The sequence below is a fragment of the Fictibacillus sp. WQ 8-8 genome (genome assembly GCF_024494405.1).
Taxonomy (GTDB): Bacteria; Bacillota; Bacilli; order Bacillales; family Fictibacillaceae; genus Fictibacillus_C; species Fictibacillus_C marinisediminis.
In genome coordinates this window covers 156,779-183,465 of the sequence record NZ_JAMXKG010000004.1, presented here as the reverse complement: position 1 = coordinate 183,465, position 26,687 = coordinate 156,779, and the positions used below count along the sequence as shown (strand labels likewise).

At 43.0% G+C, this 26,687-nt stretch carries 31 protein-coding genes; 29 read left to right on the top strand and 2 right to left on the bottom strand.

Annotation, left to right across the window (positions count from 1 at the left end; all coding sequences use genetic code 11):
* Positions 1 to 201: 201 nt before the first annotated feature.
* The 5 genes from M1K46_RS10410 to M1K46_RS10390 all read left to right on the top strand — a co-directional run bounded on the left by M1K46_RS10410 (position 202) and on the right by M1K46_RS10390 (position 4,250).
* Complete coding sequence (locus M1K46_RS10410; protein WP_256225967.1) at positions 202 to 1,272, top strand: helix-turn-helix domain-containing protein; 1,071 nt, start codon at positions 202 to 204, stop codon at positions 1,270 to 1,272.
* Positions 1,238 to 2,809: a RecQ family ATP-dependent DNA helicase gene (locus M1K46_RS10405; protein WP_256225966.1), complete on the top strand. Its 1,572-nt coding sequence runs from the start codon at positions 1,238 to 1,240 to the stop codon at positions 2,807 to 2,809. Before M1K46_RS10410 ends, M1K46_RS10405 begins: the two co-directional genes overlap by 35 nt.
* On the top strand, positions 2,748 to 3,377 hold the full coding sequence (locus M1K46_RS10400) for a CPBP family intramembrane glutamic endopeptidase (protein WP_256225965.1): 630 nt from the start codon (positions 2,748 to 2,750) through the stop codon (positions 3,375 to 3,377). Before M1K46_RS10405 ends, M1K46_RS10400 begins: the two co-directional genes overlap by 62 nt.
* Positions 3,361 to 3,645 carry a hypothetical protein gene (locus M1K46_RS10395; protein WP_256225964.1) on the top strand — a complete coding sequence of 95 codons (285 nt, stop codon included), beginning with the start codon at positions 3,361 to 3,363 and terminating at the stop codon, positions 3,643 to 3,645. The genes M1K46_RS10400 and M1K46_RS10395 overlap by 17 nt, the downstream gene beginning before the upstream one ends.
* Before the next feature lie 152 nt (positions 3,646 to 3,797).
* Positions 3,798 to 4,250: a DUF2663 family protein gene (locus tag M1K46_RS10390; protein ID WP_062235309.1), complete on the top strand. Its 453-nt coding sequence runs from the start codon at positions 3,798 to 3,800 to the stop codon at positions 4,248 to 4,250.
* A 4-nt stretch (positions 4,251 to 4,254) separates the two neighbouring features.
* Here the strand turns inward: M1K46_RS10390 and M1K46_RS10385 are convergent, their stop codons facing one another.
* Positions 4,255 to 4,473, bottom strand: coding sequence for a hypothetical protein (locus M1K46_RS10385; RefSeq protein ID WP_053358025.1), 219 nt, complete (start codon positions 4,471 to 4,473; stop codon positions 4,255 to 4,257).
* A 136-nt stretch (positions 4,474 to 4,609) separates the two neighbouring features.
* Here M1K46_RS10385 and M1K46_RS10380 point away from each other — a divergent pair, with 136 nt between their 5' ends.
* The 15 genes from M1K46_RS10380 (at position 4,610) to rpsA (ending at position 18,813) form a co-directional block, all read left to right on the top strand.
* Positions 4,610 to 5,242: a CBS domain-containing protein gene (locus tag M1K46_RS10380; protein ID WP_053358026.1), complete on the top strand. Its 633-nt coding sequence runs from the start codon at positions 4,610 to 4,612 to the stop codon at positions 5,240 to 5,242.
* 213 nt (positions 5,243 to 5,455) lie between these two features.
* Positions 5,456 to 6,394, top strand: a complete 939-nt coding sequence (locus tag M1K46_RS10375) for a MerR family transcriptional regulator (protein WP_062235314.1) — start codon at positions 5,456 to 5,458, stop codon at positions 6,392 to 6,394.
* An 89-nt stretch (positions 6,395 to 6,483) separates the two neighbouring features.
* Positions 6,484 to 7,074, top strand: coding sequence for a genetic competence negative regulator (locus M1K46_RS10370; RefSeq protein ID WP_053358028.1), 591 nt, complete (start codon positions 6,484 to 6,486; stop codon positions 7,072 to 7,074).
* Positions 7,075 to 7,239: 165 nt separating this feature from the next.
* Positions 7,240 to 8,157, top strand: a complete 918-nt coding sequence (locus M1K46_RS10365; protein WP_062235317.1) for a D-alanine--D-alanine ligase family protein — start codon at positions 7,240 to 7,242, stop codon at positions 8,155 to 8,157.
* A 189-nt stretch (positions 8,158 to 8,346) separates the two neighbouring features.
* A complete protein-coding gene (locus tag M1K46_RS10360; RefSeq protein ID WP_053358030.1) occupies positions 8,347 to 9,627 on the top strand; it encodes a Glu/Leu/Phe/Val family dehydrogenase in 1,281 nt (426 codons plus the stop codon).
* A 150-nt stretch (positions 9,628 to 9,777) separates the two neighbouring features.
* Positions 9,778 to 10,758 carry a YpdA family putative bacillithiol disulfide reductase gene (locus tag M1K46_RS10355; RefSeq protein WP_256225963.1) on the top strand — a complete coding sequence of 327 codons (981 nt, stop codon included), beginning with the start codon at positions 9,778 to 9,780 and terminating at the stop codon, positions 10,756 to 10,758.
* A 92-nt stretch (positions 10,759 to 10,850) separates the two neighbouring features.
* Positions 10,851 to 11,816, top strand: coding sequence for an asparaginase (locus tag M1K46_RS10350; RefSeq protein WP_256225962.1), 966 nt, complete (start codon positions 10,851 to 10,853; stop codon positions 11,814 to 11,816).
* Positions 11,817 to 11,912: 96 nt separating this feature from the next.
* Positions 11,913 to 12,593, top strand: a complete 681-nt coding sequence (gene prsW, locus M1K46_RS10345) for a glutamic-type intramembrane protease PrsW (protein WP_053358033.1) — start codon at positions 11,913 to 11,915, stop codon at positions 12,591 to 12,593.
* Between the two features lie 355 nt (positions 12,594 to 12,948).
* Positions 12,949 to 13,779: a spore cortex-lytic enzyme gene (sleB, locus tag M1K46_RS10340; RefSeq protein WP_256226143.1), complete on the top strand. Its 831-nt coding sequence runs from the start codon at positions 12,949 to 12,951 to the stop codon at positions 13,777 to 13,779.
* 14 nt (positions 13,780 to 13,793) lie between these two features.
* Complete coding sequence (gene ypeB / locus M1K46_RS10335) at positions 13,794 to 15,143, top strand: germination protein YpeB (protein WP_256225959.1); 1,350 nt, start codon at positions 13,794 to 13,796, stop codon at positions 15,141 to 15,143.
* A 106-nt stretch (positions 15,144 to 15,249) separates the two neighbouring features.
* Entirely contained in the window at positions 15,250 to 15,912 is a 663-nt protein-coding gene (locus M1K46_RS10330; protein WP_256225958.1) for a flagellar brake protein, read from the top strand.
* Between the two features lie 50 nt (positions 15,913 to 15,962).
* A complete protein-coding gene (locus M1K46_RS10325) occupies positions 15,963 to 16,160 on the top strand; it encodes a DUF5359 family protein (protein ID WP_256225957.1) in 198 nt (65 codons plus the stop codon).
* A 171-nt stretch (positions 16,161 to 16,331) separates the two neighbouring features.
* Positions 16,332 to 17,006: a (d)CMP kinase gene (cmk, locus tag M1K46_RS10320; protein ID WP_256225956.1), complete on the top strand. Its 675-nt coding sequence runs from the start codon at positions 16,332 to 16,334 to the stop codon at positions 17,004 to 17,006.
* Positions 17,007 to 17,008: 2 nt separating this feature from the next.
* The gene (locus M1K46_RS10315; protein ID WP_062235338.1) at positions 17,009 to 17,593 is read left to right on the top strand and encodes a lysophospholipid acyltransferase family protein; all 585 of its coding nucleotides are present in this window, start codon (positions 17,009 to 17,011) and stop codon (positions 17,591 to 17,593) included.
* Between the two features lie 74 nt (positions 17,594 to 17,667).
* Entirely contained in the window at positions 17,668 to 18,813 is a 1,146-nt protein-coding gene (gene rpsA / locus M1K46_RS10310; RefSeq protein ID WP_053358039.1) for a 30S ribosomal protein S1, read from the top strand.
* A gap of 42 nt (positions 18,814 to 18,855) precedes the next feature.
* On the opposite strand, the gene M1K46_RS10305 is transcribed toward rpsA, so the two are convergent.
* Positions 18,856 to 18,996 carry a YpzI family protein gene (locus tag M1K46_RS10305; RefSeq protein WP_082316214.1) on the bottom strand — a complete coding sequence of 47 codons (141 nt, stop codon included), beginning with the start codon at positions 18,994 to 18,996 and terminating at the stop codon, positions 18,856 to 18,858.
* 88 nt (positions 18,997 to 19,084) lie between these two features.
* Here M1K46_RS10305 and M1K46_RS10300 point away from each other — a divergent pair, with 88 nt between their 5' ends.
* The 9 genes from M1K46_RS10300 to M1K46_RS10260 all read left to right on the top strand — a co-directional run bounded on the left by M1K46_RS10300 (position 19,085) and on the right by M1K46_RS10260 (position 26,565).
* A complete protein-coding gene (locus tag M1K46_RS10300; RefSeq protein WP_256225955.1) occupies positions 19,085 to 19,693 on the top strand; it encodes a YphA family membrane protein in 609 nt (202 codons plus the stop codon).
* Between the two features lie 125 nt (positions 19,694 to 19,818).
* On the top strand, positions 19,819 to 21,132 hold the full coding sequence (gene der, locus M1K46_RS10295) for a ribosome biogenesis GTPase Der (protein WP_053358041.1): 1,314 nt from the start codon (positions 19,819 to 19,821) through the stop codon (positions 21,130 to 21,132).
* A gap of 9 nt (positions 21,133 to 21,141) precedes the next feature.
* Entirely contained in the window at positions 21,142 to 21,729 is a 588-nt protein-coding gene (plsY, locus tag M1K46_RS10290; RefSeq protein ID WP_053358042.1) for a glycerol-3-phosphate 1-O-acyltransferase PlsY, read from the top strand.
* Between the two features lie 18 nt (positions 21,730 to 21,747).
* Entirely contained in the window at positions 21,748 to 22,791 is a 1,044-nt protein-coding gene (locus M1K46_RS10285; protein ID WP_256225954.1) for an NAD(P)H-dependent glycerol-3-phosphate dehydrogenase, read from the top strand.
* An 89-nt stretch (positions 22,792 to 22,880) separates the two neighbouring features.
* Positions 22,881 to 23,141 carry a stage VI sporulation protein F gene (locus M1K46_RS10280; protein ID WP_053358044.1) on the top strand — a complete coding sequence of 87 codons (261 nt, stop codon included), beginning with the start codon at positions 22,881 to 22,883 and terminating at the stop codon, positions 23,139 to 23,141.
* A gap of 205 nt (positions 23,142 to 23,346) precedes the next feature.
* Positions 23,347 to 23,547 (top strand): DUF2768 domain-containing protein, encoded by a 201-nt coding sequence (locus M1K46_RS10275; protein ID WP_053358045.1) that lies wholly within the window; start codon positions 23,347 to 23,349, stop codon positions 23,545 to 23,547.
* 13 nt (positions 23,548 to 23,560) lie between these two features.
* Complete coding sequence (locus M1K46_RS10270; RefSeq protein ID WP_053358046.1) at positions 23,561 to 24,277, top strand: hypothetical protein; 717 nt, start codon at positions 23,561 to 23,563, stop codon at positions 24,275 to 24,277.
* A gap of 293 nt (positions 24,278 to 24,570) precedes the next feature.
* Positions 24,571 to 26,049 (top strand): stage IV sporulation protein A, encoded by a 1,479-nt coding sequence (gene spoIVA / locus M1K46_RS10265; protein WP_053358047.1) that lies wholly within the window; start codon positions 24,571 to 24,573, stop codon positions 26,047 to 26,049.
* Positions 26,050 to 26,292: 243 nt separating this feature from the next.
* Positions 26,293 to 26,565: an HU family DNA-binding protein gene (locus M1K46_RS10260; protein WP_053358048.1), complete on the top strand. Its 273-nt coding sequence runs from the start codon at positions 26,293 to 26,295 to the stop codon at positions 26,563 to 26,565.
* The last annotated feature ends 122 nt before the right edge of the window (positions 26,566 to 26,687 follow it).

Genomic DNA, 26,687 nt, shown 5'->3' with positions numbered 1-26,687 from the left:
ATGTTATACTTCAATATATGTGTGCTATTCATATTGTAATTTATTAGCTACCAATAATTCAATAGAAAAAATAATGGTTTATGTCACAACTCCCTTTAACTTCATGTTTCCCCTGGTTTTTCTCCGCTAAACGAATTCTGCTTCTTTATTAGTTTACAGATGCGTGTTAGGCTAAAGATTATTTAAGTGTGGTGATGGATGATGAATACACGAGATGGCATACTCCTCTATTGTTTGAAACAATTTAACGGTGAACGAAGTCTGTCAGGAATCTTGCATTTGGTAAAAGGGAAGAAAACCTCGCAGACACTTTCTGACGGACACCTTTTTAATCTCTCTTTTTTATTTGGGGTCTTGCCGAGCCTCGAACGTGAAGATTTTGAAAAAACGATCAGCCATCTCATTGAGCTCAGTTTGGCCAAAAGGCTGGAAGACCGGTATATCATTACAGAAGAAGGGGATGAACAATTAGCCAAGCTTCTGAAGGATCGTCCGTATCTATTCGCCTTTAACGGTCTTCGCTACAGAAACGCAGAACTTCCATTTTACAGGCTTCTTGCTCTATACATACAAGCAGTATCTCACAGTACCCGAAACAATTATGATTTTCTGCCGGTTTCAAGAGACCCGGTGACGCTTTATCTTGTGAAAAGAATATTTCCGAAGCAGAACGAGAGGCAGGCGGAGGCGGATCAGTTATACAGAGAATTTCTTTCACTCCTCGGTGAACTGCCCGGCCGCCATGCAGAGATATTTGTATTAAAATTAAGCAGGTACGGAAGAACAGGTCTCACGAATAACCAAGCGGCTAGTGTATTAGGGCTGCCTGTAGAGGATACTGAGCTTATTTTCCGTTCTGTGCTCCACTATCTTCTCATGAATGCAGAAGAAGGGCAAAAATTTTACCCCGTATTGAACAAACTCGTAAACTGTCTGGAAATAAACGATCCTCTCACAGTATCCGCTCAAAAGACGTGGAGATTGCTGAAATCTGGAAATAGCATGGAACAGATCATCATGATCAGAAAGATGAGAAAAAGCACAATTGAAGACCACTTAGTAGAGATTGCGATCCACTATCCCAACTTTTCGGTCGACCCTTACGTAACCGAACAGGAACAAGAAAAGATAATAGCTGCCTTTGAAAAGCTGCAGACTAAAAAACTAAAACGCATAAAAGAAAGCCTCGGAGATGACATCTCTTACTTTAAAATACGTCTCGTACTAGGAAGGGCAGGTGATCGAATTGGAGCTGGAAGCCCTGTTAAGTAAAAAATTCGGATATGATGAATTCCGCACTGGACAGAAGGAAGTGATCGAAGACATTCTGATGGGAAATGACGTACTGGCCATGATGCCTACTGGTAAAGGAAAATCATTATGCTATCAGCTTCCAGGCAACATTCTTTCCGGCTCAATCATCATTGTCTCACCTCTTCTTTCACTGATGGAAGACCAGGTGGAACAGCTTAAGCGTTCTGGGGAAAAAAGAGCGGTGGCTTTAAACAGTTTTATGGATTTTGAAGAAAAAAGAAGAGTGCTTCACAGGCTCTCTTCTTATAAATTTATATACGTTTCTCCTGAAATACTTGAAAATGAATTTGTACTCAACGAACTGAAAAAAATCTCCGTCTCTCTGTTCGTTGTTGATGAGGCGCATTGTATATCCCAATGGGGCCATGAATTTCGGACCAGTTATCTAAAACTGGCGTCATTCCGAAGCAATATTGGGAATCCCCCTTGTCTTGCTCTGACAGCGACCGCTACACCGGAAGTCAGAGATGATATCACAGCAAAGCTTAAAATGAAAAGCTGTACGATGCATGTTTATCGTGTGGACCGGCCGAACATTACGTTAACAGTAGAGCACTGCACGGAGCATCTGGATAAACTGAATCGTGCCATTGAACTCGCTTCCTCATTAAATGGACCTGGAATTCTTTATGCCTCGACAAGATCATGGGCTGAAAACCTTGCAGAAAATCTGAGAGAAAAAGGGATGAATCGTGTAGCTGCCTACCATGGGGGGCTTGAAAATGAGGATCGGCTGTTGATCCAAAAACAGTTTCTAAATGATGAACTTGATATCATTTGCTGTACGAATGCTTTCGGCATGGGCATCAACAAACCAAACATCCGGTTTGTTGTCCATTTTCATATGCCTTCTGCCATAGAGTCTTATGTCCAGGAAATCGGCCGGGCGGGAAGAGACGGCAAAGAGAGTCTCGCTGTTTTGTTATATTGCAGAGGGGATGAAGAAATTCCGGGGATGTTTATTGACCATGAGTTTCCAGATGAGGGACAGGTACTCCATTGTGCTTCACTTCCTGCGGCTGACCGCGTTTCATTTTCGGGTATGCTGGAAAGGTTTGAGATGAGTGACAGCGCAAGAAGATTTTTGCTTTATCAGTTTGAAAAAGAGGGTTACTTTTTAAACGAAGGAAATGTGCTGCAGGATGAAGCCAAGGAACGTATTCTTCAAAAAATGAAAAACAGAAAAGCTCTGAAACGCAAAAAAATAGAAGAAATGGTAGAATGGACAAGAGGAGATTTTTGCAAACGAGAAAAGATTGCACACATCTTTCATGATGAGATGGGGGAACGCCCGGATAATTGCTGCAGCCACTGCAAGGCAGATATCGGACATTTCATCCAAAAGGAAACTCGTACAAATCCTCAGCCTGCTGCAGCTGTGAATTGGCAAAATGAGCTGCAACTAATTTTTAATCAGGAAAGTGATGATCATCATGAAGAATTGGGATCAAGCACAGCTGATCCGGCAAATGAGCGACCGAGAATTACGCACTAATATATATATTTCCCAATTTCTATTCTTTGCTGCCGGAACAGCCATCATGTGGTTTGCGGGCTTTGATCTGAACAAGTTCCGATGGGAAAGCTTTAATATCATAGTTTTGGGAGCAGGAACCGCATTAGCGGTAGTCATTATTAACCTCCTTCTGCATAAATGGATGCCGAAACGTTACTTGGATGACGGAGGGATCAATGAGCGCATCTTCCGCTCGGTTCCGGTCTGGCATATTGCTGTACTAACAGCTGTCATTTCGTTTTCAGAAGAGTGGCTCTTTCGGGGAGCTGTACTGCCCTTGCTCGGCTTGAGCTTAACAAGTATACTTTTTGCAGTCCTCCATGTACGATATATAAAAAAGCCTGTACTTTTCAGTGCAGCGGTTCTACTTAGCTTTCTTCTCGGATATTTATACCAATACACTGAGAATCTGCTTGTTCCGATGACCGCTCATTTTTTTATCGATTTTTTTCTTGGGCTGCTGATTTCCAAAGGATGGCTCACGACCCATCCTAAATCTTATCCAATAGAGGACAACGGAGGTGGTACTCATGAAGAACATGAGTGAACAATCTGAACTAATAAACGATCGTCCGCTGCCTTCGAGGAAGGAATTTCATAAAAGAAAAACGGAACAGATAAGAAAAGGAAATGCAGTGGAACCCGAGAGTTCTTCTGAAGAGAAAAAAAAGAACCGGCTGCCGCTGGCCCAATCTCTGCTTGTTATTTTCTTGCTCCTCGTTGTTTTTATCCTTACATATAACTATTGGTTTCCGAGAGTAACGGATCCGTTAAAAGGAAATGACGATGTGCAGAAGGTGAAAATAGAATCATGAAGTAGTAAAAGGATGCTGATGCAAAATTCGTCAGCATCCTTTTTTTATAACAAAGCCTATTAAAATGGCCTCTGGAGACGAGATTAAAAACGGGAAGCCATTGGGAATGATTTAATCTTATTTTGCATACGTTGAAGCAGGAGGGGGCTTATATGAACGCAATCAACTACTGGAAGGTCGAGCCTTTTATCTCAGAAATCTGCAAAGTGGTGCTTCAGACGCTGATTGAAAAGAAAGAACAGAAAGACCAGTATGATAGACAGATGAAATGGTGGGCGTTTTATAGTTCGCTCATGGGCTGCCTGGCGTTGATCTACTTGTATGGTTTTAAGTTAACCCATGCTGAAAGTGTACGGGCGGCGTTGTTTTCACTCGCAGGTGACAGGATGATCTGGTTTATCGGGATTTATTTTCTAGTGGCAGGGGTTCAGTGGAAACGGCTCAAAAAGAAGTGTGCAAAAGCGGATGATGAATATGAAAGCATCAGGAAAGAGATTATTGAACGCGGAGACGATTTATGGCCAAGGCCGGAAATGTGGAAGAACAGGTATCAGGTATTGGAGTATGTTAAATCTGAGTACAACATAAATCTGTATCATAAATGAAGAGCTAGATCGCGCTGGGGCATCCGAAAAAGAAGTGATCAGCGATGGAATGTTTCTCTGAATTAATGACTACAAAATGGTCATCCATCGTCTCGATGCGCCCGAAAGCTATAGTTCTATGGGAATTCGGACAATAGACTTCAACTGGGAGTCCAAGTTTTTCGTTATATCTTAGATCTTTATTTAACACGAGAGATTTTGTCTTGATTTTTAATAAAGTCATGATGTTCCTCTCCATTCTTTTTTAAGTTTTTCACTGGTTAATTCAATGATAAGTCAATTTTACAGTATTTTCAATAAAAGATTTTAAATATTCTTAAAATTTAAAACGAGTGGCTGGGGGGAGGAAGTGAAAGGGTATGTTTGTAAAAAGCAATATGATCCCACTGCGTAAGACACATTTTGTGAAGGAAAAAGATTCTGTAAAACAAGTGCTTGATCTTCTGCAAAAGTATGATATTGACGGAGTTCCGGTCGTCTCTGATAACAGGTTTAAAGGGATTCTTACACGGCATTCCATCTATGAAGCTTTTTTTGCGAGCGGCAAGACAAAGGAGCAATTTTTAGCAAAAACAAAAGCCGGCGATATTGCCTGCTGCAGAAACCTGACCATCAGTGAAGATGAAATGTTTGAAAGGACCCTGCTGATGGTAAAAGATATGCCGATCGTTGCCGTAACTGACAAACATAATCAATTGCTTGGCGTCGTTACCCGGTATGATGTGCTGGAGCAGTTTCAAAGCGCGTTCGGCATGAAAAAGCCCGGGATTAGAATATCCTTCGCTTCCCTTGAAACGGAAGGGAGGATTGCCCGATTGTCTGAGATTACAAAGCAATTTCACGAGAATATTATTTCACTGACTACATTTGATGAAACGGATCAGCTCGTAAGACGGATGGTAATGAAAGTGGAAAAAACACCAAATCTTGAAAAGTTTGTGGAAAAGCTCAGCCAGTCTGGATTCAGAATTTTAAGCATACATGAGGATTGATCCGGCCAGCCCTGTATACCGGGGCTGTCCTTTTTATCAATTTTCAGTTAAAATGTGTTTTACAAAAAGTTATTAACGGGGATTAACATCATACTCCCTATCTTTTTAGTTCTATGCATGTACGAGTATATTTGTGAGGCGTTGTACAAATTTTACACAAGGTAAGCAGTCCGCTATACTTATAGGTATAATCAGCTATTGGAGGATATAGAAATGGCTTCACAGGAAGGGAAATACAATATTAAAGCCGTTTCAAAAATGCTTGGAATCCAGGCGGGAACATTAAGAGCCTGGGAGCGGAGATATTCCATCATCCAGCCCAAGCGCAATGAAGCTGGCCACAGGCTATATACGGATGAACACATCTATATCATTAAATGGCTCATGAATAAAATTAATCACGGTTTCACCATTAGCCAGGCTGTAGATCTGCTTGAACATCATGAAAATAACATCGATCAGTTCGTCGTCGAGAACAGCAGCCAGAAGGATAGGGCTGTCCAACTGGCGGACGAGCTGCTGTCAGCACTCCTTTCTTTCCATGAAAACAAAGCCAAGGAAGTTTTGGACCGTGCATTCAGCCTGTTTACCATAGAAAAAGTAACGATTGATATACTAGGCTCTTTACTCGTAAAAATCGGCCATATGTGGGAGAACCATAAAATTACGGTTGCCCATGAGCATTATTCGACCTCTTTTTTGAAGGCGAAGATCGGGAACATACTCTATCATCTTCCTGTCGACGGTTACTTGCCAAAAGTAATGGCGGTTTGCGGATTAAAAGAGACCCATGAATTAGGTTTACTGATCTTCACACTGTACTTGAGGCAAAAAGGGTTTGAAGTCATCTATCTCGGTGAAGGAATCCCTCCCGAGGATCTTAATGTTGTCATTAAAGAAATCGACCCTAAATTGTTAGTTGTTTCCTGTACGATGGAACAACATACTTCTCAGACCCTGAAATGGCTTGAAAAGGTGGATAAAGAGTATCCAAACCTTCAAATCGGCTTAGGAGGACTTGGAATTGAATATTTATCCAATGATATAAAAACCAAATTTAAAGACATCATAATAGGGAACACCAAAACAGATTGGGAACAATGGATTCATAAAAAATTAAAACAAGAAAAGCGACCGGCTCTTGATCATTAAAGTGTAGTAAGAGAAGTTTAGCACCAACTTCCTTCTCACTCATATAGTGTATTAAAGAGTTGCGGAATCGATCGTAAGGGGGACCAGAAATGCGGGTAGAGCGATTAACTTATAACAAGATCAAGATCTTCCTAACGTTTGATGATTTAAAAGAACGCGGAATCTCCAAAGATGAAATATGGCAGGATATTCCTAAAGTTCACCAACTATTCAGAGATATGATGACCGAAGCAGACGACGAAGTGGGATTCAAAGCAGACGGACCGATTGCTGTTGAAGTTTTTGCTTTACCGGCGCAAGGAATGGTGGTCATTGTGACAAAAGGTCATAACGAGTATGAACTCGAAGATGAATATGATGAAGACTATATTGAAATGCAAGTAACCTTGGATGAAAGTGACGAAATCTTCTATGAATTTTCTTCCTTTGAAGATGTCATATCATTGGCAAAACGCCTTGGTCAGCTCAGCATTGACGGTGGAACACTCTATTCATTTGAAAACTGTTTCTATCTGAAGTTTGAAGAACAGGATCTTCCCGATATTGAACTGGATACACTCATTGCATTATTAGCTGAATTTGGCAGTTCTTCTACCATTACGAGCTACAGAGTGATCGAATACGGCAAAGCCCTGATGGAAAGCAATGCAATTTCCCAAATCAATTCTTATTTTAATTAAACTCCCGAAAATCCGGGAGTTTTTTATTTGAAAAAAACACATAAGCCATTACATCAACCTGCAAACATGGTATGATATATGGGATTTCCTTATAGAAAAGCTCACAAAAAGTGGCAGGGAATATAATGAACTACATATATTTTTGGGGTGGGAGTGATTACACACATGAAAATTGCAGTTTTATACGGAGGAGTATCCGCTGAGCGCGAGGTATCCTTATCTAGTGGAAAACAGATTATGAACGCTTTGGAAGCGAAAGGGCATGAAGTAATCGGAGTGGACTTTCATCCTGATCGACTGGAAGAAATCATTCAGCTGAATGCAGATATCGTATTCATCGGATTGCATGGAAAATACGGTGAGGACGGCAAGCTGCAAAGCTTGCTTGATATGCTGAAGATTCCTTATGTTGGTTCTGGTGTTCTTGCATCGGCACTGGCAATGGATAAAGCTCGTTCCAAACAGTTTTTTAAAAATGCTGGAATCAGAACAGCTAAAGAGGTTGTTTTGGAGAAAAAGCTCTACCGCGAGGATAAACTCGATGTTCCTTTCGGATTTCCACTTGTCGTCAAACCGAATCATGAGGGATCTACGATCGGATTGACCATCGCAAAAAACAAAGATGAAATGCTGAAAGGCATCGCATCAGCCCTTTTGCATGATCATACAGTAATGGTTGAAGAATTTGTATCCGGCAAAGAAGTGACAGTGGCGGTTATGGGGGAAAAAGGAAGTGTCAATGCTCTCCCTGTCGTTGAGATTGTCCCAAAAAATGAATATTACGATTATGAATCCAAGTATGCGGAAGGCGGAAGTGTTCATTATGTACCGGCACGCCTTGATGAAAAAACCACATCATTGCTTCAGAAACAAGCCGTTTTGGCTCATGAGGTATTGGGGTGCGAAGTTTATTCCAGAGTTGATTTCATTATTCCGAGCGACGGAAGTGAACCTGTCATTCTTGAAGTCAATACGCTGCCGGGAATGACACCAACCAGCTTATTCCCGGACGCGGCGAAAGAAGTAGGTCTTTCTTACCCTGATATGATCGAGAAGCTCATTCAGCTTTCGCTTCAAAAATAAACGGCCGCCCTCCCTTCAAGTCTAGGGGGGGCTTCATCATGCCGGTCGTCTGATAGTAAAAAAGTACCGAAAGCGCTTACCTTTTTCGCGATTATCTTGAAAATCCCCTTCTCATAGGACTAACAAAGGTGTATACTGTCTCTGAAGATTGACTAAACTTTAGAGGTGACAATAATGGGAGGTAACCAAATGACTGCCCAAAACGCAGCAGATCACAAATCTGATAACCATGAAAATAATAACGTGCTAACCGCAACACAATCAGTGATTGGGGAAGCACTTGATAAATTAGGGTACCCTGAAGAAGTATATGAACTTCTCAAAGAACCGATCCGGATGCTGACTGTCCGCATCCCGGTAAAAATGGATGATGGCTCTACTAAAATATTTACGGGATACCGTTCCCAGCATAATGACGCAGTCGGCCCGACTAAAGGGGGAGTCCGCTTTCACCCGAGTGTAACAGAGACAGAAGTGAAAGCACTTTCGATTTGGATGAGCTTAAAAGCAGGAATTGTCGATCTTCCATACGGCGGAGGTAAAGGGGGAATCATTTGTGATCCCCGCAACATGTCGTTCCGTGAACTGGAGCGTCTAAGCCGCGGTTATGTACGTGCGATCAGCCAGCTTGTTGGTCCAACAAAGGACATTCCGGCACCAGACGTGTTTACCAACTCTCAAATCATGGCCTGGATGATGGATGAATACAGCCGGATCAGAGAATTCGACTCACCTGGCTTCATCACAGGCAAGCCGCTTGTTCTAGGCGGTTCACACGGCCGTGAAACAGCTACAGCAAAAGGGGTAACGATCTGCATTCGTGAAGCAGCTGCAAAACGCGGGTTTGAAATTGAGGGTGCAAGAGTCGTTATCCAGGGATTCGGAAACGCAGGCAGCTTCTTAGCGAAGTTTATGCATGATTCAGGCGCAAAAGTCATTGGGATCTCTGATGCTTATGGTGCACTCCACGATCCAGAAGGCCTTGATATTGACTATCTCTTGGAAAGGCGCGACAGCTTTGGTACGGTTACTAAATTATTCAAAGATACCATATCCAACAAAGAGCTTTTAGAACTGGATTGCGATATTCTTGTTCCTGCAGCGATTGAAAATCAGATTACAGCAGAAAATGCCCATAATATTAAAGCTTCCATCGTAGTCGAAGCAGCCAATGGCCCTACAACACTTGAAGGAACAAAGATTTTAACAGAACGCGGCATCCTTCTTGTACCGGACGTACTGGCAAGTGCCGGCGGTGTAACGGTTTCCTATTTCGAGTGGGTACAGAACAACCAGGGATATTATTGGACAGAAGAAGAAGTAGAAGAGAAGCTTGAAACTGTAATGGTGAAATCTTTTAATAACGTTTACACAACGGCCATGAACCGTAAAGTAAACATGCGCCTCGCAGCCTATATGGTAGGCGTGCGCAAGATGGCTGAAGCCTCCCGTTTCAGAGGATGGATTTAATCTTTTGCAAATGCCAGCAGAATCCCCTATCATTAATTGATAGGGGTTTTTTATGGTTTAAGGGATAATTCGTTTTTATTAATGAAAGGCTATGTGTGAGCCTATATAAAAAGAGCAAGCTATAGATTTGTGAACCAGGAGAGTGGAGAAATGAAGTACGATGTTTGTATTATCGGCGGGGGGCCGTGCGGCTTATCGGCAGCCATCGCTGTGAAGGAAAAAGGGCTTTCCTATGTGGTGATCGAGAAGGGGAATATCGTGGAGTCAATCTATAACTACCCGACTCACCAAACGTTTTTCAGCACTAGTGAAAAACTTGAAATTGGTGATGTACCTTTTGTCAATGAGGAAAGAAAACCGAGAAGAATCCACGCACTGACTTACTATCGCGAGGTGGCCAAACGGAAAGAACTGAACATCCGCACGTTTGAGAAAGTAACTGCTGTACAAAAAGGGGACAGTACAACTTATCATGTCCAGACAGAAACGGCTAAAGGTGACTCCAATGAATACGAGGCGAAGGCTGTTATAATTGCAACAGGATACTATGATAATCCGACCTATATGAACATACAAGGTGAGGAGCAGCAGCATGTTTTTCATTATTTTAAGGAAGGTCATCCTTATTATGATAAAGACGTGACGGTGATCGGCGGAAAAAACTCTGCGGTCGATACAGCGCTTGAACTTCAAAAAGCCGGTGCGAGGGTGACGGTTCTCTACCGGGGTGAAGATTATTCGAAGAGTGTAAAACCATGGGTATTGCCTGAGTTTGTATCGCATGTAAACAGCGGCAAGATCGCCATGCACTTTCAGTCGAACGTTCTTGAAATCGGAAAAAATACAGTAACCTTTGATAAAAACGGAGAAAAAGAAACGGTCAAGGCAGATTTTGTGTTTGCCATGACAGGATATCATCCGGATCACGGGTTCCTTGAAAAAATCGGTATCCATATTGACCATGAAACAGGCCGGCCCGCCCACAATCCTGAGACGATGGAAACGAATGTGGAAAATGTGTTCATCTGCGGTGTCATTGCTGCAGGCAACAATGCTAATGAGATCTTTATTGAGAATGGAAGGTTCCATGGCGGACTGATCGCCGATACGTTATCGGCATCTCATAAATAAAAACAGGGGCTGCTTTTATTTATGTAAGCCGATTAATTGGTGGATTTTTGCGGTGAAGAGCATGTGTTATGATACTTAAGAGGTGTTTACATATGAAAAAAGTAGCGTTGATAACTACTGGCGGAACCATTGCCAGCAAGCCGAATGAAACGTCAGGCCTTCTATCTTCAGGCGCTCTGACGGGGGAAGAGCTGGCGGCAATGATTGAGCTGCCAAACGATATTGAAGTTAGTATTTTTTCACTGTTTCAGGTCCCGAGTATGCATATGACGTTTGAACATCTTAACGTGCTTAAGGAAGCCATTGAAAACCTTTTTAAGGATTCAGATTATGATGGTGTAGTCATTACCCATGGAACAGACAGTATTGAAGAAACCGCTTATTTTCTTGATCTGACCATCGCAGATTCGAGGACAGTAGTCGTTACGGGTTCACAGCGTTCACCCGGAGAAATCGGCAGTGACTCTTATACGAATATGAGGCACGCCATCTATACTGCATGTGACCCTGATTTAAAAGGTTCGGGAACAGTAGTTGTATTTAACGAGAGAATTTTTACGGCCAGGTATGTAAAAAAAGTCCATGCATCCAACCTGCAGGGCTTTAATTCTTTTGGTTTTGGGTACTTAGGAATTATCGATAACGATAAGGTCGTAGCCTACCAAAAGCCGATCGGAAGGGAATATTATACTATAGAAAAAGCAGTGCCTCCAGTTGATATCATCAAATGTTATATTGGCGCAGACGGCAAATTTATTAAAGCGGCCATCGAAAGCGGCGTTCAGGGCATTGTTCTAGAAGGAGCAGGCAGAGGGCAGGTAGCTCCGCTGATGATGAATTCCATTATTGAAGCAGTTGATGCTGGCATAAAGGTCGTCATTACGACCAGTTCTGAGGAGGGCCAAGTATATCCGACTTATGATTATCTTGGAAGTACGTTTGATCTTGCTGAACACGGGGTTATCCTTGGAAAAGACTATGACAGCAAGAAAGCAAGGATTCGTCTGGCTGTGCTCCTGGCTGCCTGTGAGGGAGATCGCATCCAAAATATTTTCTAGGAAGATGTTACAATTTTTTCATAAACATCAGCTAGGGTTTCCATTCTGGGTGTTACATGATACCATTGTAAAAAAACAGCTGAAAAGAGGGCTGCTATGTTAGGAATTGTTTCGGCAGGGGTCGCTCCTGCTGTCGCCCTGCTTGCTTTCTTTTATTTAAAAGATAAATATGAAACCGAGCCTGTTTCTATGGTCATTCGATTATATATTTTTGGAGCTTTGCTTGTTTTTCCGATTATGGTCATCCAATTTGGATTTAAAGAGGAAATGATGGTTTCTTCTTTTACAGAAGGCTTTTTTCTTTCTGCTCTGCTCGAAGAGTTTCTGAAGTGGTTTCTTGTTTTCTATTGCGCTTATCAGCATGCCGAATTTAATGAGCCTTATGACGGTATCGTTTATGCCGTGGCCTTATCCCTCGGGTTCGCTTCAATGGAGAACATTTTTTACCTGTACGTGCATGGGGTTAACGAAGCGATGGGCAGAGCTTTAATGCCGGTTTCCAGCCATGCTCTTTTCGGAGTCATCAGTGGATATTACTTTGGGAAGGCCAAGTTTTCATCCGGTTCCCGGAAAAAGGTGTTTTTAAGTCTTTCGATCATAATTCCGTTCGGACTGCATGGAATCTATAACTGGATTCTGCTTGTTTTTGAAAAAGACTTTCTCATCGCCATGCTGCCTTTCATGCTGTTCTTATGGTGGCTGGGACTAAAAAAAGTGAAGCTCGCAAATGCCCATAAAACAGCCTGGCTGACACGGCAGAAAAATGTAGGATCCTAACCCGGAGATAAAAATCTCCGGGTTTTTTTATGTCTAATTCTTGTCTAGCTACAGCGTCCAAGGACGAAATAGCTATTTCGTCTTAGGTCCTCGGAGAACAAATAGAGTACTGTTTTCGTCTTTGGTCGCTCGGTCTTACACCTCAACACAAAAAGCGTGTTGCTGTGTAAGACCTCCAGCGCTTGTCGGACCTAAGCAGGACGCTTGCGCTTTTCTTGTACAATACGTTGCATAAAATGCTGAGATTTACAAAAGCTACTTTTATCATACAAAGCTGAGAATATTTCACAGGAGGCATTTTCTCATGAAAAAACCAATGCGTTACATAAAAAGGACGCTGTTTTTTTTAGTTGCTATGTCATGTATTATAGCCGGATACACTCCGGAGACCACTCATGCCTTTACGCCCCAAGTCATCCAAAAAGGTGCCACGGGTGAAGACGTAGTGGAGCTGCAGTCAAGGCTGCAATATATCGGATATTACAATGGCCCCATAGATGGTGTCTTCAGCTGGAGAACCTATTGGGCTCTGCGCAATTTCCAGTATGAGAACGGGTTAAAGATTGATGGGCTCGCTGGGTTTACAACAAAGAAGAAGCTGGCGGACCAGACAAAATTTAATTATGGATGGGTTCATAAGCAGATCCGCAAAGGCAATAAATTTACCACTTATGGCGGTGTTCCAAAAGAAAAACAAGTCAAGCAGGGAGGCGGGAAGAATGCAGCCCAGCCTGCAAGACCAGGAAAAAAAGCTGGACCCGCAAAGCCAGGTAACAAGCCGGCTGCTAAGGTAAGCAAGCCGAGACCAGGCAAAAACATCCCGGATGGGTATTCTCAGAATGATATTAATTTGATGGCAAACGCCGTTTACGGTGAGTCCCGCGGAGAACCTTATATCGGCCAGGTTGCTGTAGCAGCTGTCATCATCAACCGGGTGGAAAGTCCGGAGTTTCCTAATACCGTATCCGGTGTCATTTTTGAACCAGGTGCGTTCACAGCCGTTGCAGACGGACAGATTTACCTGACGCCGAATCAGCAAGCGAAAAAAGCTGTGATGGATGCTCTGAACGGATGGGATCCGACAGGAGAAGCGCTTTATTATTTCAATCCTGATACAGCGACATCCGGATGGATCTGGACAAGGCCTCAAATCAAAAAAATTGGTAAGCACATCTATACCAAATAACGGAGGTGATTTCATTGATACGAACAGTATTAATTGCTCTTTTAGTATTAGCCATAGCGGGTACAGGGTATTGGGGATACAGTGAACACCAGCAAAAGAACGCTATCCTCATTCAGGCGGAAAATAACTATCAGCGTGCATTCCATGACTTAAACTTTAATGTAGATGCTCTGCATGACAAAATTGGGGAAACATTGGCCATGAACTCCAAGCGCCAGCTTTCACCGACACTGACACAAGTGTGGAGGCTTACGTCAGAAGCACATAACAATGTTGGGCAATTGCCGCTTTCTTTGCTTCCATTTAATAAGACGGAAGATTTTTTAACCAAGATGGGGGATTTCAGTTATCGTGTCTCACTGAGAGATCTTGAAAAGAAGCCGCTCTCGGATAAAGAACATGCTACACTCAAAGAATTGTATGCCAACTCTTCAGAAATACAGAATGAACTTCGCAAGACCGAAGCACTGGCTTCAAAAAACAACCTTCGCTGGATGGATGTTGAAATGGCGCTCGCTAACAACAAACAGCCGGAGGACAATACGATTATCGATGGTTTTAAGACCGTGGACAAATCTTCAGAAGGTTATTCTCAGACGGATTTTGGTCCTGAAGTTTCAAATATGCATAATGCGAAAAAGCGAAATGTATCAAAGCTTGAAGGAAAGAACATTACGAAACAGGAGGCGAAAAAGCTCGCGATCAAGTTCTTTCAGCTTAAGAAAAATGTAAGGATCAACGTAAAGGAAACGGGAAAGGGCTCGCAATATAAAGCATATTCCATCACGATGTACAATCCTGACACAAAAGCCACAACCTACATGGATGTGACGAAAAAAGGCGGTTATCCTTTATGGGTGCTGCAAGACAGGAAAGTAGGGGCCCAGAAGATCAGCTTGAACGATGCACAGAAGGAAGCCATTTCGTTCCTTACTCTTCATATGAAAAGTAAGATGGAGGTCGTTTCAGCCAACCAGTACGATAACATCGCTGTCTTCACTTTCGTAAGTGTTCAGGATGGCGTAAGGATTTATCCGGACAGCATTTCCATCAAAGTTGCTCTGGACAATGGAGATATAATGGGGTACCAGGGAACCGATTTCTTGACTTCCCATCACGACCGGACCATTCCTCCTGCAAAAATCAATGAAAAACAGGCAAGAACGAAGCTTAACCCGAAATTCAAGGTCATGGAAAAACACATGGCGATCATCAAGAATGATGTGCAGCAGGAAGTTTACTGTTATGAGTTCTTAGGTCTTCTCGGCGACGAAACGTATGTAATCTACATCAGTGCACTAAACGGAGACGAAGAACAGGTTAAGAAATTGAAAGAAGGAGAACCGGATTACAGCTCCATGTAAGATAGTAAAAGGAAAGCGCCAGCGCTTTCCTTTTTTAAATGGTCTTGTACTTTCTGGGAAATATGGCATAATTAATGGTAAAATAGTCTTATAATGGGGGATTTGGTTGTTTGCTATAGGAGACACTCTATTTTTAGAGCCGGCAGTATCGGATCACGGTATGCGCTACAAATGTAAAGTGATGGAACTGTCGGATGAACAGATCTATATTGATTATCCGTTCAATGAAAAAACAGGGAAAATGGAATTTTTCATGAATGGAACAGCATTCAAAGCAACATTTTATCATAATGATCAAAATGTATATATGTTTCATACAAAACTATGCGGACGCAAGATCGACAGGATTCCGCTCTTGGCCATCCATTATCCGGTTGAAAATTCGCTGGTAAAGCTGCAGCGGAGGCAATTTATTAGAATCGAGACCATGCTGGATATTGCGGTTCATCCATTAGAGGAACTCTCTTCTTTTGATCCCTTCACTTCTGTCACTTCGGATATCAGTGCGGGAGGGCTAAGAATTGTTTTGCAGGAGGGACATCCTTTACAGGAAGGGATGCAGGTTTTATGCGGTGTGGTTCTTCCTATGCGGACAGGCGCTATCCATTATCTGAAAGCAGAATGCAGAGTGCTGCGGATCCTGCATGACGGAGAGAGAGAAAAAGCATCTGTCCATTTTGAAAATCTGGGGGAAGCCGCACAGCAAAACCTTGTCCGCTATTGTTTTGAACAGCAGCTCGCTGAGAAAAAGAAGCTTTTAAACGAATAGAACCTTTCAGGCTTGGATATATTATTTTCATGTATCGGAGGCTGATCGGCTTGAAAAAAATTGAAGGTCTGCTCATAAGGCTGGCCATTATCCATTTTGTATTCCTGATCCTTTCACAATGGATACTGACTCATGACACTTGGAAACGGAACGTAAACAAAAGTATTTATTATGAAGGCGTCATTAAAGGAAAGAACCCAGGCACTATGGAAACCATAGACCGCTTGATGCGTTTATGTTATAGTTAATGGCGAAAAGTTGCCTATGAATAGTTAAGAAAAGCAGAAGCGCTGGAGCCAGACAATACCCTTGTAAGTGGAGTTGAATAATATAATTTCTTAACTATAAAAAGCAGGGTGTATACCTGCTTTTATTCGTATGGTTTCAAAAAAAAGATTTTTGTGTATGCAGGAGGAAACATGAACAAGAAATTAAAGATCGCCATTGACGGCCCAGCAGGAGCGGGCAAAAGTACAGTTGCAAAATTGGTCGCGGACAAGCTTTCCTATATATACATAGACACGGGTGCAATGTACCGGGCATTAACCTACAAAGCCCTGTCTTCCAAGTCTGATCTGCATGACGGCAGCATGCTGCAATCTCTTCTAAAAGAAACGAACATAGAATTAGAGATTACAGGAGACGGCCAGGCTGTCATCCTTGATGGAAGTGATGTCTCCAAAGAAATTAGAAGCTCGGATGTGACGAACAACGTTTCCTTTGTCGCTACTCCGCAAGAGGTCAGAGAAGAGATGGTCAGGCGGCAGCAGGAACTTGCAAGCGAAGGCGGAGTAGTAATGGACGGCCGTGACATCGGCACCCATGTTATGCCTGATGCTGAATTGAAGGTGTTTTTGATCGCATCTGTAGAAGAGCGTGCGAAACGAAGATATGATGAAAATAAAAGCAAAGGGTATGAAACCGATCTTGAGAAACTGAAAGAAGAGATCAGCCTCCGCGATAAACGCGATTCAGAGCGCGAGTTTGCTCCGTTAAAAAAAGCGGATGACGCGATTGAGCTTGACACCACATCAATGTCCATTCAAGATGTTGTTAATGAAATCCTTCATTTGGTGAGTGAAAGGGCTGGATAAAAGTGAACCTTTACAAATTCGGTAAAGCGGTGTGCGGTGCTTTTTTGAAAAGCATGTACAAAATTGATATTCAAGGGCTCGAAAATGTACCTGCCGATGGCGGAATTCTTCTTTGCAGCAACCATATTAATAATTTTGATCCTCCGCTAGTCGGAGTGGCCGCACCACGAGATGTTCATTTTATGGCCAAAGCTGAACTGTTCAGTATGCCTGTCTTAAAGACAATCCTTCCAAAAATCAATGCGTTTCCTGTAAAGCGGGGAATGAGCGACAAACAGGCATTAAGGAATGGATTGAGCATACTGAAAGAGGGAAAAGTACTTGGGTTATTCCCTGAGGGCACGAGGAGCAAAACAGGCCAATTGGGCCAGGGACTTGCAGGCGCAGGTTTTTTCGCTCTGAAATCAGAAGCAGCTGTCGTGCCGTGTGCCATTAAAGGCGAGTATAAACGCGGCAAAAAAATCACCATTATTTTCGGGAAGCCGATCGATTTTACAGAAATGAGAGAGCAAAAAGCTTCCGCAAAAGATGCAACAAACCTTATAATGTTAAATATAGAAAAGCTTCTTATGGATTCTGTATCGTAAAAGGAATACTGTATACTTCCTTCATATTGAAGGTTGAAATATATACTTATACGAAATTGAGGAGGCATTGTTGTATGGCTGATGAGTTGAACACAAGTTTAGAAGAGACAAAAGTGCTCGAAGTTGGAGATGTAGTTGAAGGGACTGTCTTAAAGGTTGAAGATAAGCTGGCCATTATAGATGTGGGCTACAAGCAGGATGCTGTATTGCCTGTGAATGAAATCTCCAATGTTTTCGTAGAAAAAGCATCAGATTTTCTAAAAGAAGGAGATAAAGTGGCGGTAAAAGTCACATCTCTTACTGAAGAACAGCTCACCGTTTCCAAAAAAGCGGTCGACACTGTCAAGTCCTGGGAAGAACTGAAACAAAAGTTTGACCAGAATGAAACATTTGAAGTAACGGTTCATGAAGTTGTAAAAGGAGGACTCGTCGTCGATCTTGGCGTACGCGGTTTCATCCCCGCATCCATGGTCGAAAAAAGGTTCATTGAAGACTTCAGTGATTATAAAAACCGTTCTCTGACGGTTAAAATTATGGAGCTCGATGAAGAGAAAAACCGCGTCATTCTTTCCCATCGAGCCGTCGAGGAAGAGCTGGAATCACAGCGGAAACAAGAGCTCCTGAACAATTTGGAATCCGGCCAAGTGCTTGATGGCACTGTACAGCGTTTAACCGATTTCGGTGCGTTTGTTGACATCGGCGGTCTTGACGGCCTCGTTCACATTTCTCAGCTTTCCCATAAACGGGTGGATAATACGTCTGAAGTCGTCTCAGAAGGAGATGCTGTCAAAGTTAAGGTCCTTTCCGTTGACAGGGATAATGAGCGTGTTTCTCTCTCCATAAAAGAGACCCAGCCAGGACCTTGGGAGAGCCTTGAATCTGGTCTTGCACCAGGCAAAGTGATCCAGGGTACGGTTAAACGCCTTGTTTCCTTCGGTGCTTTTGTTGAAATCGCACAAGGTGTTGAAGGGCTTGTACACATCTCAGAGATCAGCAACCGCCACATTGGAAGTCCTGGAGAAGTGCTTTCTGAAGGTGAGAAGGTTACTGTAAAAGTGTTGGATATTGACCGGAAAGAAAAAAGAATTTCCCTCAGTATCCGTGCTGCACAGGAAGCGAAAGAGCAGCAGAACATCCGTGAGAACTTCCCTAAAGAAGAAAAAGGCTTCTCGCTTGCCGATATGATCGGTGACCAGCTTAAAGGATTAAAAAAAGATTAAGATAAAAAAAGAACTCCCGCTGCGGAGTTCTTTTCTTTTGTTTCAGCTTTTTTGGTTATTTCTTCTTTTGGCTTCTTCCGGGCCTTCCAGCGATGTAGCTCCAGAATATTTCAGACTCTGGTCACGGTCGGATTCTACTCTGTGTGATTCGCGGAGTTTTTTTTCCTGGCGGTCTTTTCCCATGCTGCTGCCTCCTTTCTGTTTGCTTTTATTATGACTGCATGATTAGGTTTTATTCGATTGAGCCATAATGGGGGTAGAGGAGGAGAGCATGATGGATGGAATTTTCTTTTATTGGTTTGCATGGATTGGATGGGCCTACAGCACGTTTTTAATGAAAGCATCGCCCCTGCGGACGGTCTATTCAGCCTCGCTTCTCACCCTGCTGATCGCGCATGGCTTCGTTTTGGACACCGGTCTTGTGAGCATTAATTTTACATTTCTATTTCTGTTTTTAAGCTGTTATTTATGGATTTTTAGATTGCCGTTTAAGATGGTCCTATATTACGTATTTTGTTCTTTTCTGATCGCTCTTTCCTATAATGCCATGCTTCTATTCTCGATGTATGATCCAGTTTGGATGGTTGTACAAGTAAAATGGCTGCTTGCCGGTGCTCTCTTTGTTCTTTCTTTATTATTAATCAAACATCCGCGTTTTCGTCCCATCGTGCTCGCAGCGGGATATTGCGAAGGGGAGGCTGTCTATCACGTTGTTATTAAAAAACTAACCTGGAGCATTGAACTGGGAAGTCTTAATTTCCTTGATGTTGTTTCCTTGTCAGTTGCCCTGTGCTTTGTCTTTGAAGGCGTACAGCAATTCGGACATTTTTTGTCCGCAGAAGCAGGGAGAGGAAAAATGATAAAACGTGTATCAAGGTGAGTCTGCATTGAATGACGGTTGTGGGTTATACTTTTATCTGCTAAAATAAATTAGCTATTATTGCGGCCCTTCATCGCGGAAGGGTTTTCTTTTTTTGGACTATTAAGTAAAAAGGATGTGTCGACATGCAAAAGCCAGTTTTGGCCATCGTCGGAAGACCAAATGTGGGGAAGTCCACAATATTTAACCGTATTGTCGGAGACCGGGTTTCTATCGTGGAAGATATGCCAGGTGTGACAAGAGACAGAATCTATAGTTCAGCTGAATGGCTGAACCGTGAATTTAATATAATTGATACGGGCGGAATTGAAATCGGAGATGAACCGTTATTGCATCTGATGAGACAGCAAGCTGAGGTCGCTATCGATGAAGCGGATGTTATTGTTTTTCTTGCCGATGGGAAAGAAGGGGTAACCGCCGCAGATGAAGAGGTGGCAAAACTTCTTCATCGCTCAAAGAAACCCATTGTTCTTGGAGTCAACAAAATAGATAATCCTGAACGCAAGGATTTGATCTATGATTTTTATTCCCTTGGAATGGGAGAGCCTTTTCCAGTTTCGGGTTCGCACGGTATTGGCCTTGGAGACCTTCTCGATGCGGTATTCAGCCATTTTCCGGAACAGCCCGAGGAAGAGGAAGATGATGAAACGATCCGTTTCTGCTTAATCGGACGCCCAAATGTTGGTAAATCCTCACTCGTTAATGCGATCTTAGGCAAGGAGCGTGTGATCGTAAGCGATATTGCCGGCACAACAAGAGACGCGATCGATTCAGAATTTACCCGTGAAGGACAGAAATATACGATTATTGATACTGCAGGGATGCGAAAAAGAGGAAAAGTCTATGAGCATACCGAAAAGTATAGTGTTCTTCGTGCTTTAAAAGCCATTGAAAGAGCCGATGTTGTCTGTGTTGTTCTGAATGCGGAAGAAGGAATCATCGAGCAGGATAAAAAAGTGGCAGGCTTTGCCCATGAAGCAGGAAAAGCGGTCATTATCATCGTGAATAAATGGGATGCCGTTGAAAAAGATGATAAAACACTTCGTGAATTTGAACAGAAGATCCGGGATCATTTCCTGTACCTAAGCTATGCTCCTATTCTTTTTGTATCAGCAAAAACAAAACAGAGACTTCATACTCTCTATCCTTTGATCAATCAAGTGGCCGAAAACCATTCCCTTCGTGTTCAGACGAACGTTCTGAACGATGTGATCATGGATGCTGTGGCAATGAATCCTACACCTACGGACAACGGCAAGCGCCTGAAAATCAACTATGCCACTCAGGTAGCCATTAAGCCGCCTACGATCGCTCTTTTTGTCAATGATCCTGAACTTCTTCACTTTTCATACCGCAGGTTCCTTGAAAACAAGGTAAGGGAGACGTTTGGCTTTATTGGTACCCCGATCAGAATCGTTGCCCGCAAAAAAAATGATTAGGTAGACGGCATGCAGATTGTCTTGCTGTTTATCGGTGCTTATTTATTAGGCTCCATCAGTTTCAGTTATATCATCACTAAAGGGCTGAAAAAAGAGGATATACGCAAATTGGGGAGCGGAAATGCAGGAGCCACGAACACACTGCGGGTTATCGGTGTAGGACCTGCCATCGGCGTGCTCCTTCTGGACGGGCTAAAAGGGATGATCCCTGTGTGGGCTGCAATTGGCCTCCATTACAATATGACCGCAGCCATCGTTGCGGGAGCGATGGCCATTATCGGGCATAATTGGCCCATCTATTACGGATTTAAAGGAGGTAAAGGGGTAGCGACGACCATCGGTGTTTTTATGGTAGCTTCGTTCATCCCTTCACTCATATCTGGGATCGTTGTGATTCTTCTCATTGCAGCTACCCGTTATGTTTCTTTAGGTTCCATCGTTTTTATGATTTTGACGCCTGCATTAATGTTTATTTTAAAAACAATACCTTTTGACGCGGCGCTATGCGCTTCACTGATCGGTGTTCTCTCCATATGGAGGCACCGCACCAATATCTCCAGACTTTTAAAAGGAAATGAAAGAAAAATAGGGCATTAAGTAAGGAGTGGAGTAGGAATGGAAAAAGTAGCAGTAATCGGTGCCGGCAGCTGGGGTACAGCGCTGGCCCTCGTTTTAGCGGATAATGGACACGATGTCCGGTTATGGGGAAGAAGACAAGAACAGATCAACGAAATCAATTCTTTACATACCAATGAAAAATATTTGCCGGGTGTCTCGCTTCCAGAAGAGCTCCGCGGATTTACCGATCTTCAGGAAACGGTCTCAGGCGCGGGCATGATCTTGCTTGTCGCTCCTACAAAGGCGATAAGAGAAGTGCTTGGCGATCTGGTACCGCACTTGGATCATCCGGTAACGATCGTCCATGCCAGCAAAGGAATAGAACCGGAAACGTATAAGCGTGTATCTGAAATCATTGAAGAAGAAGTACCTGCTGAAGTGCGCAAATCCATTGTTGTGCTTTCAGGGCCAAGCCATGCGGAAGAAGTTTCATTACGGCAGCCGACCACGGTTACGGTTTCCTCAGCCGATGTAGAAGAAGCGGAGATTGTTCAGGATCTGTTTATTAACCAGAACTTCAGGGTCTACACGAACCCGGATATTGTAGGGGTTGAACTCGGCGGAGCACTGAAGAATATTATCGCGCTTGGAGCCGGTATGTCTGACGGGCTTGGTTATGGAGACAATGCCAAAGCCGCTCTTATCACGCGTGGGCTTGCTGAAATCGCCAGGCTTGGAACGAAAATGGGAGCCAACCCGCTGACATTCGCAGGCTTGACAGGAATCGGAGATCTCATCGTTACATGTACGAGTGTCCACAGCAGGAACTGGAGAGCCGGAAACATGCTCGGCAAAGGGGAAGCGCTCGATGCGGTACTTGAAAAAATGGGCATGGTTGTCGAAGGTGTCAGAACAACAAAAGCGGCTTACCAGCTGGCTCAGAAGGAAAATGTAGAGATGCCGATCACAAATGTTCTTCATGACGTGCTGTTCGACGGAAAAAATGCGAAAGAAGCTGTGGATGAACTGATGAGAAGAAGCAGGACCCATGAAGTGGAAGACGTCTCTTCTCTTTTATCTAATTTAAATATTACGGAATAATCCATTTGGTTTATCTCTCCGATTTCTTTCACGATTATTAGACTAACGCATAGGATAATGGTGAATAGGTTGTTGGAGGAGGACGAAAAATGGATCGTAACAATCAATTTTTTGATAAAGTTGAAAAGAAAACAAACGTTAAGAAAGAAGATATCTTTAAACTTGCCCAGACCGTCAGCAATGAAAATCTGCGGGATGAGCGCACTCTAAGAAGACTGATTTCCCAGGTAGCCTCCTTGGCCGGTGTCCCTGTTTCCAAACAAAAAGAAGACCAAATTGTCAGTGCTGTAATCAATAACAATGTGCCTCTTGATTTCAGCACATTATCTAAAATGTTCGAGAACAAGTAGGGACAACTTTAACGGATAGCCAATCAATCTGCAAATTGGGGTTTTTAGTCATTCGGCAGGCGGTGTATCAGACATCGGCCTGCCTTTTTTTGTTGTAAGAAAGAAGGAATGTCTAGCTACAGCGCTTATCGGACCAAAACATGAGCGCTTACGCTTTTCTTTTGTTTTATGCTATAATTTACGCTGTATGCAAAGGGGGATACATATGGACGCAGGATTAATGAAAATGTGGGTTGCGCTTTCATCAATCGCATTGATGTTTATTGCGGTTTTTTCTATTATGATCAGCAGATCGAAACTGAAAGGAATCTTTAAATACATACTGGCGGCTATCGCATATATTTGCATGATTACAGCAGGCATCTTAATTGTTCTCGTAGTCTTTAGCGGACCGGTGAAAGGATAGGTACGCCAGAACCATGAAAAAAATCTGTTCTCTCACGTTCTTAGTCTGCCTGCTCTTCAGCCTGACGGGCTGCCTGTATCCAGACAGCCAAAAAAGCGAAAACCGTATACCATACAAGGATCAGATGGCCATGGTTCAGTCCGCAGTGGATGATTACCATAAAGACACGTCTGTGCTTCCGATTAAAAACAAAGACGCCTCCACAGACGTTTATGAAAAGTATCCGATTGATTTTGGAAGGCTGATTCCAAAATACATGCAGCAGCCTCCCGGCAATTCGTTCGAAAAAGGAGGCACGTTTCAATATGTGCTCATCGATGCGGAAACGAAACCAAAAGTAAGGCTGATTGACCTGGTGATCGTAAACAAAGCTCAGGATCTGGAAACCAGATTGAAAGAATATATTCGAACCCATAAATATCCGCCATATCAAAAGATATTGGCTAATGGCAGGTATACCCTTGATTATAAAAAGATGGGCTACAAAGAAGCACCATACGCAGTAAGCCCTTATTCCGGCAAGAACCTTCCATTTATTGTAGATAATGATTCAAAAGTTCATGTGGATTATTCTATCGATCTCTACCATCTGCTGAAAAAGGGGCAGCATGTAAAAAAAGGAGAAGACATCCGTCCGCTCCTTGTGCAGGACTCATTTTTTGTGCCGGTGCGTTCCGTTCCCTATACTGTAAAGAACGGAGAGCCTGTTTTTTTGGCATCTGATCAATAACTTTATACAACACGAGATAAATAATTGGCATGAACTCTCCTCCTTTTTAATACATTCATAGAAAAGGAGGAGGGTTTTTTATATAAAAACGGACATGGTGATAACCTGGACAGTTTGCACACGGAAGATCACAATTGATTGTGCTTCTCTCCCGGTCTATAAAACGAACTGAGGTCCATCGCTGATTTTTGTATGAAAAAACTTTCATTCCTTATCATATTTTTGGGACAACATCATATTATGTAATGTCCAAGAATAGCATCCGGAACTTATTTGGATCGGGAGGGAAATGAATGGAAAAAATCGATATTTTCAAAGATATCGCTGAACGGACAGGAGGAGACATTTATCTCGGAGTAGTCGGTGCTGTTCGTACAGGGAAATCTACCTTTATTAAACGGTTTATGGAGCTGGTCGTGCTGCCGAACATCCAAAATGACGGTGAGCGCCAGCGGGCACAGGATGAGCTTCCTCAAAGTGCAGCAGGAAAGACCATCATGACAACGGAACCTAAGTTTGTTCCGAACAATGCGGTCAGAATCCATGTCGGAGAAGGCCTGGATGTTAATGTAAGGCTGGTGGATAGTGTAGGCTATGCAGTGCCGAGCGCAAAAGGCTATGAGGATGAGAACGGGCCAAGAATGATTCATACACCATGGTATGACGAACCGATTCCTTTCCATGAAGCTGCTGAGATCGGCACAAGAAAAGTCATCCAGGAGCATTCCACCCTCGGAGTGGTTGTCACCACAGACGGTTCGATCGGAGAGATTCCAAGGTACGACTATATCGAATCGGAAGAAAGAGTTATCGATGAATTGAAGGAAGTCGGCAAGCCGTTCATCCTGGTGGTCAACTCTGTGCAGCCGCATCATCCTGATACAGAACAGCTGCGCAAAGAACTGTGCGAGAAATATGATATTCCAGTTCTGGCCATGAGTGTAGAGAGCATGACAGAGCATGATATAAACAATGTTCTCAGAGAAGTGCTGTATGAGTTCCCGGTTCTTGAAGTCAATGTGAACCTGCCAAGCTGGGTCATGGTGCTGAGGGAGGAACATTGGCTGCGGGAAAGCTATGAAGAAGCAGTAAGGGAAACGGTGAAGGATATCAAAAGGCTGAGGGATGTCGACCGGGTAGTAGGCAGCTTCAGCGACTTCGAATTTATAGACGAAGCACGGCTTGCAGGCATTGAGATGGGTCAGGGGATTGCAGAGATTGACCTGTTTGCTCCAGATGACCTCTATGATCAGATCTTAAAAGAAGTTGTAGGAGTAGAGATCAGGGGCAAAGATCACTTGCTGCAGCTGATGCAAGAATTCGCCTATGCAAAGCAGGAATATGACCAGGTAGCTGATGCACTGAGAATGGTCAAACAAACAGGTTACGGAATAGCTGCTCCAGCCTTGACCGACATGAGCCTCGATGAACCGGAAATCATCCGACAAGGCTCCAGGTTCGGCGTCAGGCTGAAAGCGGTAGCGCCTTCTATTCATATGATTAAAGTTGATGTGGAATCAGAATTTGCGCCGATCATCGGCACAGAGAAACAGAGCGAAGAACTCGTAAGGTATCTTATGCAGGATTTTGAAGAGGATCCGCTATCCATCTGGAACTCTGATATCTTTGGACGATCGCTGAATTCCATCGTGAGGGAAGGCATTCAGGGCAAGATTTCACTCATGCCGGAGAATGCAAGATACAAGCTGAAGGAAACCCTTGAGCGCATTATAAACGAAGGCTCTGGAGGATTAATCGCTATTATTTTATAATGAGAGGCTCCTTAAATGGAGTCTTTTTTTGTTGGAAATAGGCAAAAAGACTCTATAAAAGTCGGCTTTTCGCTATTTTCCGCATAAAAATATTGAATTCTTATGACTTATCGTTTAATATAAGGCTTGTTACGAAAGTATTTAGTAAATCTTGTATAAAACAGGGCCCAGCGCTTTATGATAGTAAGACAGCCGAAAAACAAATGCATAGATAATAGCGTTCTTTGAGAGGAGGTGAATGGAATGAACAAGACTGATCTTGTAAATACAGTATCTGAACAAACTCAACTTTCTAAAAAGGATGCCACTAAAGCTGTTGATGCAGTATTCGAGGCGATCGCTGAAACACTTAAAGAAGGTGACAAGGTACAACTTATCGGTTTTGGTAACTTCGAAGTTCGTGAGCGTGCAGCTCGTAAGGGTCGCAACCCGCAAACTGGTCAAGAGATCGAAATCGCAGCAAGCAAAGTGCCTGCTTTCAAACCAGGAAAAGCCCTTAAGGATGCTCTAAAATAATCTTATACATAGGGCAAGCAAGAACCGCATTATGCGGTTCTTTTATTTTTGTGTTAAAAGTGTGGAATGAGCTCTCCTTTTTTGCCATTGCTTGTTACATATGCTAGAATCGGTTTTAGAAA

What these genes read in the sequence shown, in the direction of transcription:
- M1K46_RS10390 (WP_062235309.1), top strand. Translation starts at nt 3,798, where the DNA reads ATGAACGCAATCAACTACTGGAAGGTCGAGCCTTTTATCTCAGAAATC.
- M1K46_RS10360 (WP_053358030.1), top strand. Translation starts at nt 8,347, where the DNA reads ATGACTGCCCAAAACGCAGCAGATCACAAATCTGATAACCATGAAAAT.
- M1K46_RS10375 (WP_062235314.1), top strand. Translation starts at nt 5,456, where the DNA reads ATGGCTTCACAGGAAGGGAAATACAATATTAAAGCCGTTTCAAAAATG.
- plsY (WP_053358042.1), top strand. Translation starts at nt 21,142, where the DNA reads ATGCAGATTGTCTTGCTGTTTATCGGTGCTTATTTATTAGGCTCCATC.
- M1K46_RS10260 (WP_053358048.1), top strand. Translation starts at nt 26,293, where the DNA reads ATGAACAAGACTGATCTTGTAAATACAGTATCTGAACAAACTCAACTT.
- M1K46_RS10355 (WP_256225963.1), top strand. Translation starts at nt 9,778, where the DNA reads ATGAAGTACGATGTTTGTATTATCGGCGGGGGGCCGTGCGGCTTATCG.
- M1K46_RS10350 (WP_256225962.1), top strand. Translation starts at nt 10,851, where the DNA reads ATGAAAAAAGTAGCGTTGATAACTACTGGCGGAACCATTGCCAGCAAG.
- M1K46_RS10270 (WP_053358046.1), top strand. Translation starts at nt 23,561, where the DNA reads ATGAAAAAAATCTGTTCTCTCACGTTCTTAGTCTGCCTGCTCTTCAGC.
- der (WP_053358041.1), top strand. Translation starts at nt 19,819, where the DNA reads ATGCAAAAGCCAGTTTTGGCCATCGTCGGAAGACCAAATGTGGGGAAG.
- rpsA (WP_053358039.1), top strand. Translation starts at nt 17,668, where the DNA reads ATGGCTGATGAGTTGAACACAAGTTTAGAAGAGACAAAAGTGCTCGAA.
- M1K46_RS10280 (WP_053358044.1), top strand. Translation starts at nt 22,881, where the DNA reads ATGGATCGTAACAATCAATTTTTTGATAAAGTTGAAAAGAAAACAAAC.
- M1K46_RS10400 (WP_256225965.1), top strand. Translation starts at nt 2,748, where the DNA reads ATGAAGAATTGGGATCAAGCACAGCTGATCCGGCAAATGAGCGACCGA.
- M1K46_RS10300 (WP_256225955.1), top strand. Translation starts at nt 19,085, where the DNA reads ATGATGGATGGAATTTTCTTTTATTGGTTTGCATGGATTGGATGGGCC.
- cmk (WP_256225956.1), top strand. Translation starts at nt 16,332, where the DNA reads ATGAACAAGAAATTAAAGATCGCCATTGACGGCCCAGCAGGAGCGGGC.
- spoIVA (WP_053358047.1), top strand. Translation starts at nt 24,571, where the DNA reads ATGGAAAAAATCGATATTTTCAAAGATATCGCTGAACGGACAGGAGGA.
- M1K46_RS10285 (WP_256225954.1), top strand. Translation starts at nt 21,748, where the DNA reads ATGGAAAAAGTAGCAGTAATCGGTGCCGGCAGCTGGGGTACAGCGCTG.
- M1K46_RS10385 (WP_053358025.1), bottom strand. Translation starts at nt 4,473, where the DNA reads ATGACTTTATTAAAAATCAAGACAAAATCTCTCGTGTTAAATAAAGAT.
- M1K46_RS10305 (WP_082316214.1), bottom strand. Translation starts at nt 18,996, where the DNA reads ATGGGAAAAGACCGCCAGGAAAAAAAACTCCGCGAATCACACAGAGTA.
- M1K46_RS10410 (WP_256225967.1), top strand. Translation starts at nt 202, where the DNA reads ATGAATACACGAGATGGCATACTCCTCTATTGTTTGAAACAATTTAAC.
- sleB (WP_256226143.1), top strand. Translation starts at nt 12,949, where the DNA reads ATGTCATGTATTATAGCCGGATACACTCCGGAGACCACTCATGCCTTT.
- M1K46_RS10275 (WP_053358045.1), top strand. Translation starts at nt 23,347, where the DNA reads ATGGACGCAGGATTAATGAAAATGTGGGTTGCGCTTTCATCAATCGCA.
- M1K46_RS10365 (WP_062235317.1), top strand. Translation starts at nt 7,240, where the DNA reads ATGAAAATTGCAGTTTTATACGGAGGAGTATCCGCTGAGCGCGAGGTA.
- prsW (WP_053358033.1), top strand. Translation starts at nt 11,913, where the DNA reads ATGTTAGGAATTGTTTCGGCAGGGGTCGCTCCTGCTGTCGCCCTGCTT.
- M1K46_RS10380 (WP_053358026.1), top strand. Translation starts at nt 4,610, where the DNA reads ATGTTTGTAAAAAGCAATATGATCCCACTGCGTAAGACACATTTTGTG.
- M1K46_RS10370 (WP_053358028.1), top strand. Translation starts at nt 6,484, where the DNA reads ATGCGGGTAGAGCGATTAACTTATAACAAGATCAAGATCTTCCTAACG.
- M1K46_RS10395 (WP_256225964.1), top strand. Translation starts at nt 3,361, where the DNA reads ATGAAGAACATGAGTGAACAATCTGAACTAATAAACGATCGTCCGCTG.